General features: G+C 52.5%; 15 protein-coding genes. 13 read left to right on the top strand and 2 right to left on the bottom strand.

Annotated elements, in window-relative coordinates; genetic code table 11:
- Positions 1–19: 19 nt before the first annotated feature.
- Positions 20–2,941 carry a hypothetical protein gene (locus B3M32_RS11925; RefSeq protein WP_290747187.1) on the bottom strand — a complete coding sequence of 974 codons (2,922 nt, stop codon included), beginning with the start codon at positions 2,939–2,941 and terminating at the stop codon, positions 20–22.
- Between the two features lie 231 nt (positions 2,942–3,172).
- Between B3M32_RS11925 and B3M32_RS11920 the strand changes: the two genes are divergently transcribed.
- From B3M32_RS11920 to B3M32_RS11905, 4 genes are all read left to right on the top strand, one after another.
- Positions 3,173–4,054: an EamA family transporter gene (locus B3M32_RS11920; protein ID WP_290747185.1), complete on the top strand. Its 882-nt coding sequence runs from the start codon at positions 3,173–3,175 to the stop codon at positions 4,052–4,054.
- Positions 4,055–4,125: 71 nt separating this feature from the next.
- Complete coding sequence (locus tag B3M32_RS11915) at positions 4,126–4,392, top strand: hypothetical protein (RefSeq protein WP_290747183.1); 267 nt, start codon at positions 4,126–4,128, stop codon at positions 4,390–4,392.
- 131 nt (positions 4,393–4,523) lie between these two features.
- Entirely contained in the window at positions 4,524–6,215 is a 1,692-nt protein-coding gene (locus tag B3M32_RS11910; protein WP_290747181.1) for a CBM35 domain-containing protein, read from the top strand.
- A 271-nt stretch (positions 6,216–6,486) separates the two neighbouring features.
- Complete coding sequence (locus tag B3M32_RS11905) at positions 6,487–7,050, top strand: hypothetical protein (protein WP_290747179.1); 564 nt, start codon at positions 6,487–6,489, stop codon at positions 7,048–7,050.
- 108 nt (positions 7,051–7,158) lie between these two features.
- On the opposite strand, the gene metK is transcribed toward B3M32_RS11905, so the two are convergent.
- Positions 7,159–8,349 carry a methionine adenosyltransferase gene (gene metK, locus B3M32_RS11900; RefSeq protein ID WP_290747176.1) on the bottom strand — a complete coding sequence of 397 codons (1,191 nt, stop codon included), beginning with the start codon at positions 8,347–8,349 and terminating at the stop codon, positions 7,159–7,161.
- 146 nt (positions 8,350–8,495) lie between these two features.
- Here metK and B3M32_RS11895 point away from each other — a divergent pair, with 146 nt between their 5' ends.
- The 9 genes from B3M32_RS11895 to B3M32_RS11855 all read left to right on the top strand — a co-directional run bounded on the left by B3M32_RS11895 (position 8,496) and on the right by B3M32_RS11855 (position 16,848).
- Positions 8,496–9,257, top strand: a complete 762-nt coding sequence (locus tag B3M32_RS11895) for a Nif3-like dinuclear metal center hexameric protein (RefSeq protein ID WP_290747174.1) — start codon at positions 8,496–8,498, stop codon at positions 9,255–9,257.
- Positions 9,258–9,396: 139 nt separating this feature from the next.
- Positions 9,397–9,795 carry a hypothetical protein gene (locus B3M32_RS11890; protein ID WP_290747172.1) on the top strand — a complete coding sequence of 133 codons (399 nt, stop codon included), beginning with the start codon at positions 9,397–9,399 and terminating at the stop codon, positions 9,793–9,795.
- Between the two features lie 28 nt (positions 9,796–9,823).
- A complete protein-coding gene (locus B3M32_RS11885; protein WP_290747170.1) occupies positions 9,824–10,774 on the top strand; it encodes a fibrobacter succinogenes major paralogous domain-containing protein in 951 nt (316 codons plus the stop codon).
- Positions 10,775–10,854: 80 nt separating this feature from the next.
- A complete protein-coding gene (locus tag B3M32_RS11880) occupies positions 10,855–11,799 on the top strand; it encodes an FISUMP domain-containing protein (RefSeq protein ID WP_290747168.1) in 945 nt (314 codons plus the stop codon).
- 209 nt (positions 11,800–12,008) lie between these two features.
- Complete coding sequence (locus tag B3M32_RS11875; RefSeq protein WP_290747166.1) at positions 12,009–12,929, top strand: M23 family metallopeptidase; 921 nt, start codon at positions 12,009–12,011, stop codon at positions 12,927–12,929.
- Positions 12,930–13,005: 76 nt separating this feature from the next.
- A complete protein-coding gene (locus B3M32_RS11870) occupies positions 13,006–14,421 on the top strand; it encodes a lamin tail domain-containing protein (protein ID WP_290747163.1) in 1,416 nt (471 codons plus the stop codon).
- On the top strand, positions 14,405–15,112 hold the full coding sequence (locus tag B3M32_RS11865; protein ID WP_290747162.1) for a hypothetical protein: 708 nt from the start codon (positions 14,405–14,407) through the stop codon (positions 15,110–15,112). Before B3M32_RS11870 ends, B3M32_RS11865 begins: the two co-directional genes overlap by 17 nt.
- Positions 15,113–15,126: 14 nt before the next feature.
- Positions 15,127–16,389: a hypothetical protein gene (locus tag B3M32_RS11860; protein ID WP_290747160.1), complete on the top strand. Its 1,263-nt coding sequence runs from the start codon at positions 15,127–15,129 to the stop codon at positions 16,387–16,389.
- Between the two features lie 21 nt (positions 16,390–16,410).
- Positions 16,411–16,848 carry a rhodanese-like domain-containing protein gene (locus tag B3M32_RS11855; protein ID WP_290747158.1) on the top strand — a complete coding sequence of 146 codons (438 nt, stop codon included), beginning with the start codon at positions 16,411–16,413 and terminating at the stop codon, positions 16,846–16,848.
- Positions 16,849–16,934 lie beyond the last annotated feature (86 nt).

Genomic DNA, 16,934 nt, shown 5'->3' with positions numbered 1-16,934 from the left:
TTGCGAAAGAAAATATACGTTACCCATCTTCGTTATCTCTGTTGCAAATCTTGTCGAGAGCAATGTCTGTGGAGGCGTCAACCCACTTACCATAGTCATTTATGACTTCTTTAGCGATAGAGCACTTGAAACTGTGGCTTTCACCATCCTTGAGGGTTTCGCTCTTAATGTCTGCAATGTTTTTAGTATCACCTCTATCGGTATCGCAATAACCAAACTTGGCGTTAAGGTACTCATTTTCATCAATTTCTAGCCAATCTGTGGAGGAAGAACTTGCGGGGATTCCTTCTGCGTTACCATTACTAAGACATTCATAGTATGCGTCACCGACTATAGCGGCATCTTTTTTTCGATTTCTCGTGCAAATTCCAAGCGTAGCGTCTTCATCCAAAACACTTGCTTTAACCCAAGAGTATCCGCCGGAATAACCTCCAGAAATGTAGTTACACTTGTATTTTTTCCCTTCGTAAACAGCTACTTCGGTTTGATTCTTCATCTTATCTTCATCGCATTCGCCATAGATTTCTTCAAAGGTAAGTTCACGCCAATTATGGATATGGTTACCGTTGTTGTTTAAATCCTCTACTGTTTCACAAACATATTCATAACCGGATTCAGTAACCACTTTTTCATTGACATAGCCATAATGGCAAGCTACACCTAAAACATTGTCACGCACTTCAGCAGGGGCCCATTCGTATTTTTCCTGTTTATCAAGGTAATCGCACTTATAATGTTCGGAACCATTTTCTTCCTTGACGACCCCTTTTTCCATCACGGCTTTTGAACATGTTCCATATTTCTTATCCAATTCATTTTTCTCTCTCCATTTGGAGCCATCGCATACAAAGGTCGTTTTGCTCGTTGTCGTGGCAAGTTCCGCATTCTTGGTGTCGAACAGCTTTTCTTTGCCTTCGTTTACGGTAGCACTGCATTCACCGAGGTAAAGCTTGGAATTCGGATTGTTGGCCTGTTCTTCCGGAGTCATGCCGTTCTGTTCAGAATATTCACCGGAAGAGCTCGAAGAGCTCGGAATACCAGGCACAAGATCATCGCAAGTAGAAGAAGCTGATAGATCACATTCGCACTCATACTCTTGAATTTTCCCGTCAAAGAACGCCGATCCCTTATCGCCTTTGTTTCGGCCCAAGCATACATTGTCAGTATATTGCCAGTAGCATTCTCCATTGTCGCATACACAAACGGCATTATCATCAAGACCGTCAAAGCTATAGAAGAAGGTCGAATTAACAGCGTCAGCATCGCAAACTTTTTCCACCGTTGCAACACCTACAGCCCAAAGTGTTACAGGATACCAACCTTGTTCGTTTTCGATATATTCGAAGTAATGGAAATATCCCCCTTTGACATCAGACTTATATACCTTGCTGCTATAGCCAGACGGATCATTGAAATCCTTTGCGTCTTCGACTTTAAGCTTATAGGCTTCCACAAATCCATTCTGCAAAATCTTGTAATAGACGGCATCCGTACCACTCCAGACATTCGTTTCAGCAGTATAGTCGCCATGCTGCATTTGGTTCCACTTGAAGAAGTTCGCGTCGATAAGCAAAGCGAGGTAATCAACAAAGAACATGCTGTGTTCCTTGCCTGCGTAAGTCGTATTGACGGCGGTGTTAAAGTTGCCGTTTTCGGCAAAGACATTGCGGAAAGCGTTATAGACCGAGTTAAAACCCGGAGTTTTGTCCTTTTGGTCAATGAGGGCCATTACCCACACGATGCTGTTGAAGTTTTCGGCCAGGCCAATCTGATCGGGGGCATAATGTTCGAAAGACGGATATTCTTCGCTGTTTTCCAAATAAAGGGCGTGGGCAAGGTCCTTGTTTGCCAGCTCGTTTGCAACACCAAAACCGTTACCATCGTCAACCAACTTCTTTACGCGGGCAGCCTTGTAGTCGGTCAAGAAGTCGATGACAACCGTATCAGAAGCATCGGACAAGTCTGCATAGGCGTTGTAAATGACATCCGTTGCGTTCGAGCCAAATCCGCCAAAGGCGCCGAAAGCGTTGTTACTCAAGTTCAGCTTGACACGGAGCTTCACAACCGGGGTCGTAAGGTTCGTGATGTCGAGATCCCCTTCGAGGCGGGCAACTTTGTATTCCACCGTCTTTTCGTTAGTTTCTTCGATTGTCACAAAGGATTTATTGGCAGAGGCGAACAAGTCCTGCATAAACACCTTGCCGCTCGGGGCGAACTTCTCGTCAAGGTCCGTCACGGTAAGTTCTGCATTGTCTCCACCCTTGAGGTTCTTCCAGATTTCCTCGTAGATGTCATCGGTTTTTGTTTCCTTGTTGGCCTGCACCGGGAAACGTACGACAACATGCTTCTTGTACACCTTGGCGAGGTTCTCGTTCACGGGTGTGAACGGAATTTCCATCTCGGTTTCGGCTTCGCCACAACGGATTGTCACGGTGATGATAGCCTTTTCGTTGTCGCGAACCGTATCAACGATGGCGCAAGACCTATCTTCAAGTTCTGCATTCCAGCTACTGTAGGCGTCGTTGAACTTGCTGTCGATATCTTCGTCGAGTTTGCTAGAGGCGCTGCTGAAGCTCTTGATGGCGTCCTTGATGTCATTCTGGCTCTTGGCAGAGGCGGAACTCAAGTCCTTGAGGGCTTCGTCAATATCTTTTTGTTGCTTGGCGGAGGCACTGCTGAGCTTGGAGTCAATATCCTTCTGGATCTTGTCCATGTCGGCATTCGTGCCGTTGGTACCATTGCTTCCGTCCTTGCCGTCGGTACCGTTTATCCCGTTCTTGATTGTGCCGATGGTATCCCCATCGCATATAATCGCAAAGCCAGACTTGTCTTCCAGTTCCTTAGATGTGCAACGGTACTGAATTGCTTCGCGGTTGTTCATGGCGACCCATTCGCCTTCAGAACACGCGTACATCGTGGCTTCGGACTTCACGAAGTTCAAGCTTCCTTCGGTTTTGTCGTTGCAATTATCCGGATCCAGCGTGCTGACAATGCTATAGAATTCATTGGATGTGGGGTCTTCATTGCTACAGGATATTGTACAAATAGCAAAAGCAGCACATAAAGCTGCAGTAGATAGGTGCTTGATATTCACCGAACATCTCCTTTTTTTTATTTTTGACGGCAAAAATAGAAAAATTTGTTTACAATAGGGTTCTTTTTAGTGTTTTGTATGAAAAAAAACAACTTTGTAATGAAAGGCTTTGCCTTTGCCGCCCTTTCTGCCATTTGCTATGGCACGAACCCGCTGGGCGCATTGCATTTGTACGCTCAAAATTACTCGCCGGAGACGGTTCTCTTTTACCGTTTCTTCACGGCAGCGCTTCTCCTTTTTGTGGTGATTCTTGCGAAGGGATCGCACTTTAAAATTTCATTCTGCGAATTCGGTGCGCTTGTCGCGTTCGGATTCCTCTTTGCGGTGAGTTCGCTCACATATTATGCCTCCTTCAAGTACATGGATGCGGGGCTTGCTTCAACGCTATTGTTCCTTTATCCGCTAGAAGTCTCGGTGCTCATGGCGGTGTTCTTCAAGGAGAAAATCAAGACCTGGACCATCGTTTCGATTGCGGTCTCTATGGCTGGCGTGGCTCTCCTCTATCGCGGTGGCGATGGCGTGCCGCTCAGTACAGTGGGTTTTATGCTTGTTTTCGCCTCTTCGATTTCTTACGCGATATACATGGTGATGGCGAACCGCATCAAGTTGCAGATGGGCTCCGTGAAGATGACGTTCTACGCCATCTGCTTCTGCCTCGTGTTTCTGCTGCTTTACGCGGTGACGCTCGGTTCGGGCCTCCCGCCGGTATTTACGCAGGCAAGTTCGTGGGGGTGGGGATTCATGCTCGGGCTCGTGCCGACGGTGCTTTCGCTCATATTCATGGTGAAGGCGGTCAAGATTATTGGGTCTACGCCTACGGCGATTCTCGGGGCGCTTGAACCCGTGACTGCGGTAACGATAGGCGTGCTTGTCTTTGGGGAAATCCTTACGGGCAGGCTCATCGCGGGCATTCTCCTGATTCTCGGGGCCACCGTGTTTATCGCCGACAAGCGGAAATAACCGGCCTTTTGCCCACTGCCCACTGCCTTCTGCCCTCTGCCCGCTGCCAACTAATTACTATATTCACAGGCATGCTGGCAACTTGTTCTAAATGCAAAAAGGAATTCAACGACAAGGTGGGAATGTCCCCCTTGCAGAGTAACCTCGCTATCCGCGTCCGCAACAGGGTAGGGAACATTTGCCCCGAGTGCCGTGCCGAGACCTGCAAGACGCGCCGCGGCTGGTGGAAAATGTTCTTCTACGACCTGAAAATCGGCTTTTTGTGCATGCTCTTGCTTTTGCCTGTTTTCCTCGTTTTTGTGGGATTGACGGTTGCTTTGGCCGTTTTCGTGCTTTAAACGGCTTTTTTGAGTTGCGTGATTGACAACTTGTCTATGCTGTTTTTTAGGTCCACATTTCCGGTTTTGGAAATAGTATTATAGATTAGTAGTGTGGGTTTGGTGGATCCGCGCTTCTAAGGATGTTTGATATGAAGATTCTGAATCAGAAATGGTCCGTTTTGCCGGTGCTGTTCCTCGTGATGGTCCCGGTACTTTCGATGGCCGCGGTTGACCAGTGCAAGCCCATCGGCTGGGCGACCCGTTCGGGCCGTACGTCGACCCCCTTCGAGGTGACTGGTGGCGGAAACGCGGCCCCTATCACCGTGACTACCCTGGCAGACCTTCAAAAGTACGCCAAGGATTCCTCGCCGCGGGTTATCTACATCGACGGCACGCTGGGTGACGGCTGGAACGGAAAATCCGGCGACCGCGTGGACATCACCGGTAGCAACAAGACCATCATTGGCCTAAGGCCGGGAACGGAACTCAAGGCCGTGGTCTACATCAAGAAGGCGTCCAACATCATTCTCAGGAACATCGTCATCAAGGGCCCGGGCTCTAACGCCGACCAGGCGTGGGACAATTTCAACATCGAGAACGCGCAGAACATCTGGGTGGACCACTGCGAATTCTGGGACGGTCAGGACGGTAACGCCGACGTGGTGAAGGGTGCAGACAATGTAACGTTTACTTGGTGCAAGTTCGGCTATACCCGCAAGAGCACCCACAATCTTTCGAACCTGATTGCGAGTTCCGACGACGAGCCCGCGAGCGTCGGTAAACTCAACATCACCTTCATGTTCAACTGGTGGGTGGCCGCCAACCAGCGCAAACCCCGCTGCCGCTACGGCAACGTCCACGTGATCAACAACCTCTACACCGGCAACTCCTCCATCACCGCGGGTACAGCGGTCCTCGGCGTCTCCGCCGGCGTCCAGTGTCACGTGCGCACCGAGAAGAACGTGTTTATTGACGAAAACGACCCGATTTACAACGGCAACAATACTGACGGTAGCGGCGGCAACGAAGTCATCGACAATATCTTTACCCGCTGCTCGGGTAATACCAAGGGGCAGGGGACGTCCTTCACTCCGCCCTACGACTATTCTTTCGCCCTTCCGGCAAGCGAGGTGGAGGCCGCCGTTCGCGCGGGCGCCGGTGCGAACCTCAATAGCCCCACGGAATGCGACGCGAACTACGTGGAACCTCCGCCCCCGACTCCGGACAAGCAGTATCAGGCCGACAAGGGTACGGCGACGAACAGCTTTATCGAGACTACGAATGCGGGTTACCATGGCGATGCCTACGTGAACTTTGACAAGGGCGGAAGCGTTATTGTGCCCGTGAAGGTCGACGTGGCGGGCGAATACAAGTTCGAAATCGATTTCGCGAACGGTTCTAGCGAGGACCGCAGCCTGGTGATTTCTTCTGCTATCGACACGGCGACGAGCGTATTCGAGAAGACGGGCGCCTGGAACACCTGGAAAACGCAGGAAGTCTCGCTCATGCTTACGGCGGGCGAGAACAGCGTGAAATTCGCGACGCTCGACGGCAGTGACGGCCCGAACATCGACCAGTTCGACGTGACGCTCGTGAAGGCCGCAATCGATACATCGGGAACGGATGCGGTGCCGCTGCTTGCCGGTGCGTCGCTTTTGTCGAATGTGTGTGACGTGAGTATCTACGGTATAGACGGCCGCTTTGTTCGCAGCCAAAAGAATTTCCCGCAGTCGTCGCTACGCAATTCGGGCGAACTTTTAAGCGGACTCCGTGCAGGCGTGTACCTCGTACGGACTACCGCGCCGGGCGCTTACCGGCAGTTCTTTGCTGCGGCAAAATAGGCTAAAAGCCGTTTGGAAACGTCGAAAAGAGAAAATCCCGGAACTTCCGGGATTTTTTTTGCGTAAAAATGAAATTTTTTTTAGTATGTGTAAAATGTTTCGTAATACATACAACGTAATATCTGTTAAGAACAAAGTAATTTACCGATAGAACACGGAAAGACATTGTACAAAATTGATTAAATATATTTACGTTTTCATTCTCCTGCAATTATTTTATATTGAAAATAACTTACAAACTAAAAAAGGGTAGAAAGCCAAGGAGAATCAAATGGAAGTCGAAAAGAAAACGGGTACATGGAAGATTAACGTTGTTACCGAAGCTATGCCGGAAGAAATAGCGTCTGCTTTGGGAAAGCTGGATAACCTTGTCGGGGCTTCGTACAAGCCTATAGCTTATCTTGGCAGCCAGATTGTTCATGGCGTCAATTACGCTGTTCTCGCGGAACAGACGATCCTCTGCGCTGGCAGCGCCAAGAATATCGTTCTCATTATTTTTAACGTCAGGCAGGCTCCGGATGCCCATCCCGAAGTGTCTCTCGTTTCTATCCAGCGCGTCCTCGAAGGTAGCCCGATGGGCACTTGTGGCGGCATAGTCATCGACCCCCAGATCCCTGTTCCCGGAGAAGCGATGAAGGCGTTCAAGTCCGTCATGGCAGGCTTTGTTGGCTCGGATGTCAAGCCGTTCGCCCTCCTGGCAACCCAGGTTGTCAAGGGAGTCAATTATTTCCTCGCTGCAGAAGTGACTCCGGTCTATCCTGGCGCCGCGACCGGCATCGACATGCTCGTCATCAACGACGTGTGCGATACGCGCAAGTTCAGCACGATTCTTTAGACAAAGAGTATTGTAGTCTATATAAAAAACAGCCTCGGTTTTTCCGAGGCTGCTTTCATATCTTGCGATTTGTGAATCAAAGTCGCGTGGGCGTTCCCTTGGCGGGGATTACACCTTAGCGGCCTTCTTCAAAGCGGCGGCCTTGTCCGTCTTTTCCCACGTGAAGCGCTTGCCCGTGCGGCCGAAGTGGCCGAGCGCGGCGGTTGCCACGTAGCCCGGCTTGCGGAGGTCGAGCATCTTCTCGATGCCGGCCGGGGAGAGGTCGAAGTTCTTCGCGACGATTTCTTCAATCTTGCGGTCGTCAATCTTGCCGGTATTGAACGTATTCACGAGCACGGACACGGGCTTGGAGTAGCCGATGGCGTAGGCGAGCTGCACTTCGCAGCGGTAGGCGAGGCCTGCGGCCACGATGTTCTTGGCCACGTAGCGGGCGGCGTAAGCTGCACTGCGGTCAACCTTGGAGGGGTCCTTGCCGCTGAACGCGCCGCCGCCGTGACGGCCCATGCCGCCGTAGGTGTCGACGATGATCTTACGGCCGGTGAGGCCGCAGTCGCCGTGCGGGCCGCCCACGACGAACTTGCCGGTCGGGTTCACGAGGTAACGGGTCTTCTTGTCCAAAAGCTTGGCCGGGATGACCTTCTTGATGAGCTTCTCGATGATTTCCTTTTCGATCACGGAGTGCTTGAGTTCCTTGCCGTTCACGAACTCGTCGTGCTGGGTAGAAATCACGACGGTGTCGACGCGTACGGGCTTGTCGTTCTCGTCGTATTCGACTGTCACTTGGGACTTGGCGTCCGGGCGGAGCCACTTGATCTTGCCCTGTTCGCGGAGTTCCTGGATCTTTTCCATGAGCTTGTGGGCGAGGCTGATCGGGAGCGGCATCAGTTCCGGCGTCTCGTTCACGGCGTAGCCGAACATCATGCCCTGGTCACCGGCACCCTGCTTGTCGTCCTTCTTGCCGTCGGCGGCCTTGGCATCCACGCCCTGCGCGATGTCGGGGGACTGCTTGTCCATCGCGACGAGCACGGCGCAGCCCTTGTAGTCGAACTGCAGGTCGGGGTTCACGTAGCCGATATTCTTGATTGTGTTGCGGGCGACTTCCTGGAAATCGACGTTCGCCTTGGTGGTGATTTCGCCGGAAATAACGACGAGACCCGTGTTCACGAGCGTCTCGCAGGCCACGCGGCTTTTGGGGTCCTGGGCGAGGCAGGCGTCGAGGATGGAATCGGAAATCTGGTCGGCAACCTTGTCCGGGTGTCCCTTGGACACGGATTCAGAGGTAAAAAGATAATGTGCCATTATGGCTCCTGGGTGTTAAATTTTATTCTATGCATAAATCTACAAAAACGCATAGAGTTTGACAACTCCAAAAAGACGTGCTTTAGGCTTTTTCCATTAAAAAGTCTATATTGTATAGGTACAACCTTTTATTGGCGATAGGGCTTATGAATATTTCCGATTTTTCCGCCTGGCTCAACGACCTGCTGGAGCCGCATCTGTTCAAGGACTACTGCAACAACGGTCTCTGCGTGGAGGCATCTGACAAGGTGACCCGTGTCGTGACGGGCGTTTCTTTCCGTGACCGCCTGATCGACGCCGCCATCGAGGAGGGGGCGGACTGCATCTTCGTCCACCACCCGAACGGCTTCTGGGTTAACGAGAACCGCGTCCTTGTAGGCAAGTTTGGTGAGCGCATGCGCCGCCTGATGCAGAACGGCATTTCGCTCTACGGCTACCATTTGCCGCTCGATGGCCAGCCGGAGTTCGGCAACAACGCGCTTATAGCGAAAGCATTCGGTCTCGAGAAAATCGAAGGCTTTATGCAGGAAGGCGAAAAGACTGTGGGCGTCGTGGGGGAGTTTGCCGAGCCTGTTTCGCGTGAAGGTTTTGAGGAACTCGCGTGTGGCGTGTTCGAACACGGGGTGCAGCATAGCCTCCTTTATGGTAGTGAAACCGTCCGCAGGGTCGGCATTTGTAGCGGGAGCGGGGCGAGCGGCATCGAAGAGGCCGTGAAGCTCGGCTGCGACGCCTTTATCACCGGCGACATCAAGGAGTCCGTCCCCATATTGTGCGAGGAAATAGGCTTCAACCTGGTCTCGGCGGGGCACCACCGCACCGAAATTTTCGGCGTCCGTGCCCTGGCGGAAAAAATCCAGAAGGAACTCGGGATACCCGCAAAATTTGTGGATATCGACAATTCCGTCTAGGTCCGTTGAATAATGAATAAAATGCAAAAAAAAACGTGTAAGTAAAATTCTTTTTGCAACGTTATTCTAAATACTTAATACAAACTGAGTTTATATTTCTTCCTAGCTTAAGCTAGGGCTTGGAGTGAAATATTTTCGTGTGACATTAGTTTTGTTGTTTGCCTGCGCCCTTTTCGCACAGGCTTCGCAACCCGTGCTGCTCCTTAGCGAACGTTACCGCACGGAATGGAACTGGGTGGAATACCGGATTTCCCTGAGGAATACGTCGGACCTTCCCGTTCTCGGCCCGCAAATCCGCTACTTTGCCGAAAATCCCTGGATACAGTATTGCGAGCCGAGCCCGCATGCGGTATTTTTCCTGATAGAGGACGAGTACAACGCCGGGCCCCTGTCGTTGACTTTGGCCGGATCGATAGCCCTGTCCAGCGCCGTCAACAAGGCCCCTGTCCAAATTTTGTACACAAAAGTCGATTCTACCCAATACGGTGGGCTCCGGCTTCTTTCAATAAGGCTACAACAGACTTTTCCCCTTCAATAAATATATATTCCTGCTATAGGGACTCCGTATGCGCACATTTGATAAATATTTGTCCATGACAATCTTGGCCTTCCTTGTCGCCTGTTCGGACGACAACTCCTCGAGTACAAATGTCGACGATCTCTCCAGTGAAAGCCTTGAGGCCTCCTCGAGTTCGCTCGGGAGCGATTCTTCGTCTTCGGATGAATCCTCATCTAGTGGAGCTATGCCCGAATCGAGTTCTTCGCTAGTCTGCAGCTCCTCGGCTGTCAAGAGTAGCTCTTCCATTGTCGCCGTTCCATGCAAGACCGAGACGGAAGACAACTGCAAATACGGCACATTGGTTGATGAACGCGACGGACAGACTTACAGGACGGTGGAAATCGGCACTCAGGTATGGATGGCAGAGAACTTGAATTACGCTTACCTGCAACCTACAACAACGCTTGATTCCTCGAGCTGGTGTTATGACAACGACCCCGAGAACTGCGAAACGTACGGGAGACTTTATTTATGGTCCGCCGCAGTGGATAGTGCGGCTTTATTTAGTGAAGGCGGAAAAGGGTGCGGATATGGTTCAGACGAGATTTACTGCGCTGTAGGGAAACCCTCTCCTTCCCCATGCCATAATCTAGAAAATGCACCTATTCGTGGAGTGTGCCCTGCCGGCTGGCATATGCCGAGTCATGAGGAGTGGTCAAAGTTGTTTTTGAAACCCGATTATTTTAGTAGTTCTCCATTGAAATCAAGAAAAGGTTGGGAACAAGGACGGTCAGGAACGGATGATTACGGTTTCGAAGCGTTACCTTCGGGATTTGGAGGTTTATCTGACTATTCAACGATAAGGTTTTATTTGAGGGGCAAGACAACGGGCTTCTGGACGCGAGATAATTTAAACAGGGTTTTAGATTTTGCTTGGGAAGACGTGGAATATGATTTTTGGATGGATGAGTGGACATCCTTGCCTGCGCTTCCTATCCGTTGCATAAAGGATGAATAGCTGACGCTTGTTGTTTCTGTATTATACGGAAATCTCTTTTCCCAACCAATAAATATATATTGCTGTTATAGGGGCTCCGTATGCGTAAGTTCGATAAGTATCTGTCCGTGGTGATCCTGGCCTTGCTTGCCGCCTGCTCCGGCGACGACTCTGCAAGCAGCAATGAAGTGGAATCGTCCGATGCCCCGTACAGTCTCGAGGCGTCTTCAAGTTCTGTCGTGAGCAGTTCCTCGTCTTCGGAAGAATCCTCGTCCAGCGTAGTCTCGCCGGAGTCCAGTTCGTCGCCGGTCAGCAGCACATCGGTTGTCCAAAGCAGTTCTTCCATAGTCGCAGTCCCATGCAAGACCGAGGCGGAAGACAACTGCAAATACGGCACATTGGTAGACGAACGTGACGGACAGACTTACAGGACCGTGATTATCGGCGAACAGGAATGGATGGCGGAGAACCTGAACTACGCCTACCTGCAGCCCACGGCGACCCTTGATTCATCTAGCTGGTGCTATGACAACGATCCCGAGAACTGCGAAACGTATGGGAGGCTTTATTTATGGTCCGCCGCAGTGGATAGTGCGGCTTTATTTAGTGAAGATGGAAAGGGATTTGGCTATGGTGGTGTAAATTGTGATTTTGACAAGGGGGAACATGTACTTTGCAACACAGATGGATTAACTCAAGGTGTATGCCCAGTTGGATGGCATTTACCAAATCCTTACGATTGGGAAAAATTGTATGAATTGGGAAATTTTTCTAATTATCATTTAAAATCAAAAGATAATTGGGATGATAACCTTGCGGGGACGGATGATTATGGTTTTGGAGCATTGCCTTCGGGGTACGTTTATCTTCAACTCATGGCAGATTTTCAACTAGAAATTGTTTTTTCTATGGCGGGAAGGGATACGGAATTTTGGAGACGAGGAATTTCTTCCGATGGTTCTGTTGCATATTTCTCAATGGAAGAATTCATTGCGTTCAATGCAGAAAAAATGGCCCTTCCTGTCCGTTGCATAAAGGACGAATAGTTTTTTTGTTTATTGTAATAGTTTTTGAACGAAACGGTTTTGTGCGGTTTTATGGTTGGCTGAACAATGTAACTCATTGATGCTCAAGGAGTTGCCAAAAAACTGCTTAAAAAATTTTTTGGGGGAAATTTGGCGAAAAACACGGCCTCTCCTTATTTTTTTCTTACTGTAGGGGTGAAAAAAAGACCTTTTTACTATTTTTCGATGCCGTGAAGTTCTACAAGACTACCATACACTTCCAGAACTCGTCTTCGTCCATGACGTTGCACGTGCCCGCGATCCTGTTCAAGGCATGGCCGGTTCTCAGGGTCTTCGTGGTGGTGGGTCTTGTGCTGCTTGCCGTCCAGCTGGCGACGACGACCGTCTACGAGGGGCTGTTGGACCATGTCATTTCGGACCGCAGCCGCCTGAACAAGGACCTTTCCCAGATAGAGGGTACGCTGGACTACCTCTCCGGTACGTCGGCGGAGTTCCTCAAGGACGAACAGCGCCTCCATTCCAAGTTCGGCCTGCCGGTTCCCGAGGCCGAGTCCCGTGAACTGGCTACGGGCGGCAATATCGCCCCGGATACGGCGCTGCTCCGCAAGTCTTCCCCGGTTTTCGAAAAGATGTCCATGGTCCGCGAAACGGCCAAGCGTCTGCAGGGCAAACTCGACAACAACAATGCTTCGTTCAGTTCCCTGACCCGCTATATCGACCAGAACCATGCCATGTGGCGCTATGTCCCGTCGATTTCCCCGACGAGCGGCCGCTATGCCTCCGCATTCGGTCCGCGTATCCATCCGGTGACGGGCGAGGTGGGCAAGATGCACCAGGGCGTCGACATTGCCAACGACCGCTGGACCCCGATTTACGCGTCTGCCGACGGTGTGGTCGAGGTGGCCCAGCTTAGCAGTAGTTTCGGTAACTTCGTGACCTTGAACCATGGCAACGGCATCAGCACCCGCTACGGGCACATGCAGATGTACCTGGTCCAGCCGGGCCAGTTCGTGCACCGTTACCAGATTATCGGTTATATGGGAAACACCGGTCGTTCAGTCGGTCCGCACCTCCATTACGAGGTCTGGGTCCACAATTCCCCGGTGAATCCTCTTGCCTACATGCTTCCAGGCGACCACTCGGTCGACTGATCCCGCGGACAGCTCCTTCGGGCGGCGACCGGCATAGCCGGCGGTTGTTGCGGGAAACACCCCTGGGGGTGGCATTTTGCGTTTTATACTGGCTGCTCTGGCGGCGATGGCTGGGTCCTCGCTCGCTTGTCCGATGTTCGTGGAGTTCTTTCCGGACCCGACCGAGGTCTCGGATACCGACGGGGAGTTCGTCGAGATCCGCCTGGACGATTTCCGGGCCGATTCGGTTTTTGTCGGGATGGACCAGAAGCCCCCGTTGGGCCTGCCGTTCCCGCGTTCGGCGAACCGCCTGCTCCTGGTACACGATTCCACGCTTTGCCCCGTGCGCGATTCCCTGGCTTGCGGGGGGCTTGACTCCTATGCGCTTCCGAATTCCCGCGAGAGCGGGTGGGTCCTGCGGTCGGGCAGCTGTTCCGATTCGGTCGTGCTTCCGTCGCCCAAGGCGGGGAAGGCGTTGCAGCGCATAGGGGAGACGGACGAGTGGGTGCCGTCGGAGCCTACGCCTGGCGTGGCGAATCCGGACTACGAGCTGGGAATCCGGGATTGCGGCATTCGGCTTCTCCGCGCGGAATGGCGGGAAGGTGTCGGGTGGTCCTTGCGCGGGATGCTGGGCGGCTGCGATTCCGCGAAGGCCGGCCTGGAATACCTGGACATGTCGTCTGCGGGGAACTGGAAAAGGCGCGAGGTTTCCCTTTCGGGGACGTTCGACGTGGAAATCCCGGGCAGGGGGGCGGCCTGGGTCCGGATGACGCTTCCTGAAGATGCCGCTCCGGGCAACGATACGCTCGACCGCATCTTTGTGCCGGATGGCCTTTCGCCGGTTTCGATTACCGAAATTCACCATTGCCCCTCGGAACCGATGCCCGAATGGGTCGAAATCTACAATGCCTCCCGCTATGCATTGCCGCTTTCGCGCTTGCGCCTTTGCGGACGCGGGGGAACCGTGGGTGGCGAGTCCGATTCCCTGCAACCCTACGGCAGCTTGCTGCTGACCAAGGACTCGGCTTCGCTCCGCGAGTCGCTTGGCTTCAAGGATGTGCGTATCGCCCAGGTGTCAATGGGTTATCTGAACAACGTTGCCGGGAACGTGTCGCTCTGTCTCGACTCCGTGGCCGTCGACAGCGTTGCCTGGACAAAGAATACCGTAGCCTGCCCGGCAGGATTCAATCCGCTTTACGGACGTGCCGAGAATACCCCCGGTTTCCAGCGCGCAGGAAGCGCCTCCCTGGAAGAACCGCTTTCGTACAAGTTGTCTTCGCGCGTGGTCAGCCGGAGGGGGCCGCCCCTGCGGGTGTCCGTCGTGAGCGAATCGGAGGTGAGCCTGCGGTTGCTGGATTCCGCGGGGCATGGCGTGTGGAGTGCGCATGTCGGCGCGATGTCGGCTTCGTGGATGGAGGTCCCCGTGATGGAACATTGCGGGTTGGGCGTCTGCTACGTGTCTTTTTCCGTGGGGAATTTTGAAAAGGTGGTGGGCATTGTCGTGCGTCCGTAACTTGCTGGCTGTATCCCTGGCGTTCGCGATCGGCTCACGCGCGGCCGAGGTCCCGTTCGCTTTTTCTCCTTCGACCCTTGTCTATGCCGGCCCGGGATTTGGGCTGTTGTACCGGACTGCCGGCGAAGATGTGGACGAATACCATGTCCATGCCTACGGCGAGTGGGAATACGGATTCTATCGCGGAGCGTTTACTTACGAGTATTCGGAACTGGATTCGCTGTACCGGAAAAGCGAGTGGACATTGCCCGTGGCCCTTGTCGGCAGGCATTTCGGGGTGCGGGGCGCCTACGGGGTTTCCGTGGAATGGATTCCCGCGACGGCTCTTTGGACCCGGCATGGCTATGGGGCGGGGGTGCTTGCCTATTATGGGGAGGACCATGGCGTCGGTATCGACCTGGGGCTGCAGGGATATTTTGGTGAAGTCCCTGAACTTGTCGGGGCGCTGTTCTGGTCGCCTTCTTCGGGATTCAGGGTCTTTGCGGAATCGTCGCTTTCGCGGGTGATGGCGGGCTATTCGCTGCTGTTCTCTTTCTTGCGGGTGGATTTTGCCTGTCGCATTCCCGGCTATGCTGTTTCTGTCGGATTGAATTTCGGGAAAAACGGATGGAATATTGGCGGAAATCGCTTGTTTGGTGGTGATGATTTGGATTGGAATACCTTTTGGGTGAACAAGAACCTGAAAAAATGATTATCTTAACGGGTATGATGATATCGCATGCTTCAACCGTTGTCTGGGCGTTTATCTGTGCCGTGTTGCTAATATCGACGGTGATATGCGTTATGCTTATCAGGGATAGCCGCAACCGCCAGCGCCTATACAAGAAGTTCGAGGGTAACCTGAACGAGTTCATCGTGGTGCTTACGCAAAAGATGGAGTTCCTGTATGGCCTGCCGATGTTCATGTCCGACAAGCTTTTTTATCAGTTGAGCCATGGACGCACGTTTGCGGAAATCCTCGGTACAAGCAGCTGGAACCGCATGAAAAGCTATTTCGAAGAAATCGAGAAGCATCTCGAGATGCCGTTCCTGTTTTCGCTGCTGTCCGACTACAAGGATAGCGATGAAGGTTCGCGGCCGACCTGGTACGAGATGCATGTCTCGCTGGAAAGGCTGAACGCCGAAGAATTCTACTACGTCTGCTTTATCAGGAACATATCCAAGGAAAATGAGAGCCGTCGCGAAAAGGAAAAGCTGCAGGATAGGTTCGATTCCCTTTTGCAGAATACGGGGGATTTCCTGTGGAGTTTCGATGTCGAAGACCGCAGCATGAAGCTTTTGACGCCGATGGTGGATGATGAACACCGCGTAATCCCGCAGTCGGTGGGCTATGTTGATATCCACAAGATGATGCCCGAGGGGGACTATGCGCTCCTGGATAGCGTGTTGAACGACCGCGTGAAGGATTTCCGCAATTTCGGTTTCCGTGGAGACCCGTTCGAGACCATCAAGGTGCGTTTCTATGGGCCGGACAAGACACTCGTATGGTACGGGCTCCGCGGTAAGCTGTGCATGGACGAAAACGACCGCCTGGTGCTCCAGGGAACTGCCCGACGGATGGATGTCGTTCTCGACAATCCCGTTTTTGGCGATGACCGCGATCGCGACGCGATGCTCTCTGCGACTTTGGCGTTCCCGGATATCCGTATCCTGTGGGTGGACAGGGATTACAAGATTATCGGCTGCAACCAGGCTTTTGCGACGGACTTCCAGATTATCAACCCGCACGAGACTTATGGCAAGGACTTGCACCAGGTGGTGAATCAGGATTTCTTGCCGTTCATTTCCAAGATTGTTTCGGAAGTTTTCAATTCCGGGCGAAGCGTGTCGTGGAAGGGTGCTTTCGGCGGTGGCGATCGACTGCTTTTGTTCAACGCGGTGCCTTTGAAGAACGAGAACAACATGGTTCACAACGTGTTGGCGGTGTACCTGTTCCTCGACAAGGATTCTTTTAGCGATACTGTTTAACAAGAAAAAAAGAGGAAAATGATGAAAAAATTATTCGGTTTGTTATTGTGTTCCGTGTTCATGCTTGCCGGCTGCAACGAGGCCAAGGCAGAAAAGAAGGAAGCTCCGGCACCGCAGCCGGCGGCCGCCGCCCCGGCTCCCGCTCCCGCTCCGGAAGCCCCGAAGGCGCAGATTACGAATATTGACTGGGCGAAGGCTCTCGAGATGCAGCAGGCCGGTGGCGTGCTGATCGACGTGCGTACTCCGGGCGAAGTGGCCGAAGGTACCGCCCCGGGTTCCATCAACATCCCGCTCCAGGAAGCTGAACAGCGCCTGGCTGAATTCCCGAAGGACAAGGACCTGCTGATTTTCTGCCGCAGCGGCAAGCGCAGCATGGCCGTGTCGAACTTCCTTATCCAGAACGGCTACGAACGCGTGTTCAACGTGGTCGGCGGATTCCTCGCGTTCCCAAAACAGTAATGTGGAATGAGGTATGGGCTCGGCGCGTTGCGCCTTTGGGGTGAAAGCCCATAGCCCATAACTCACATTTTCCCTAACCACCAACC

Origin of the sequence: Fibrobacter sp. UBA4309 (assembly GCF_002395745.1) — a bacterium.
Lineage (GTDB): Bacteria > Fibrobacterota > Fibrobacteria > Fibrobacterales > Fibrobacteraceae > Fibrobacter.
Note: the sequence above shows the minus strand (reverse complement) of the source record. Positions and strands in the feature narration are given on the sequence as shown.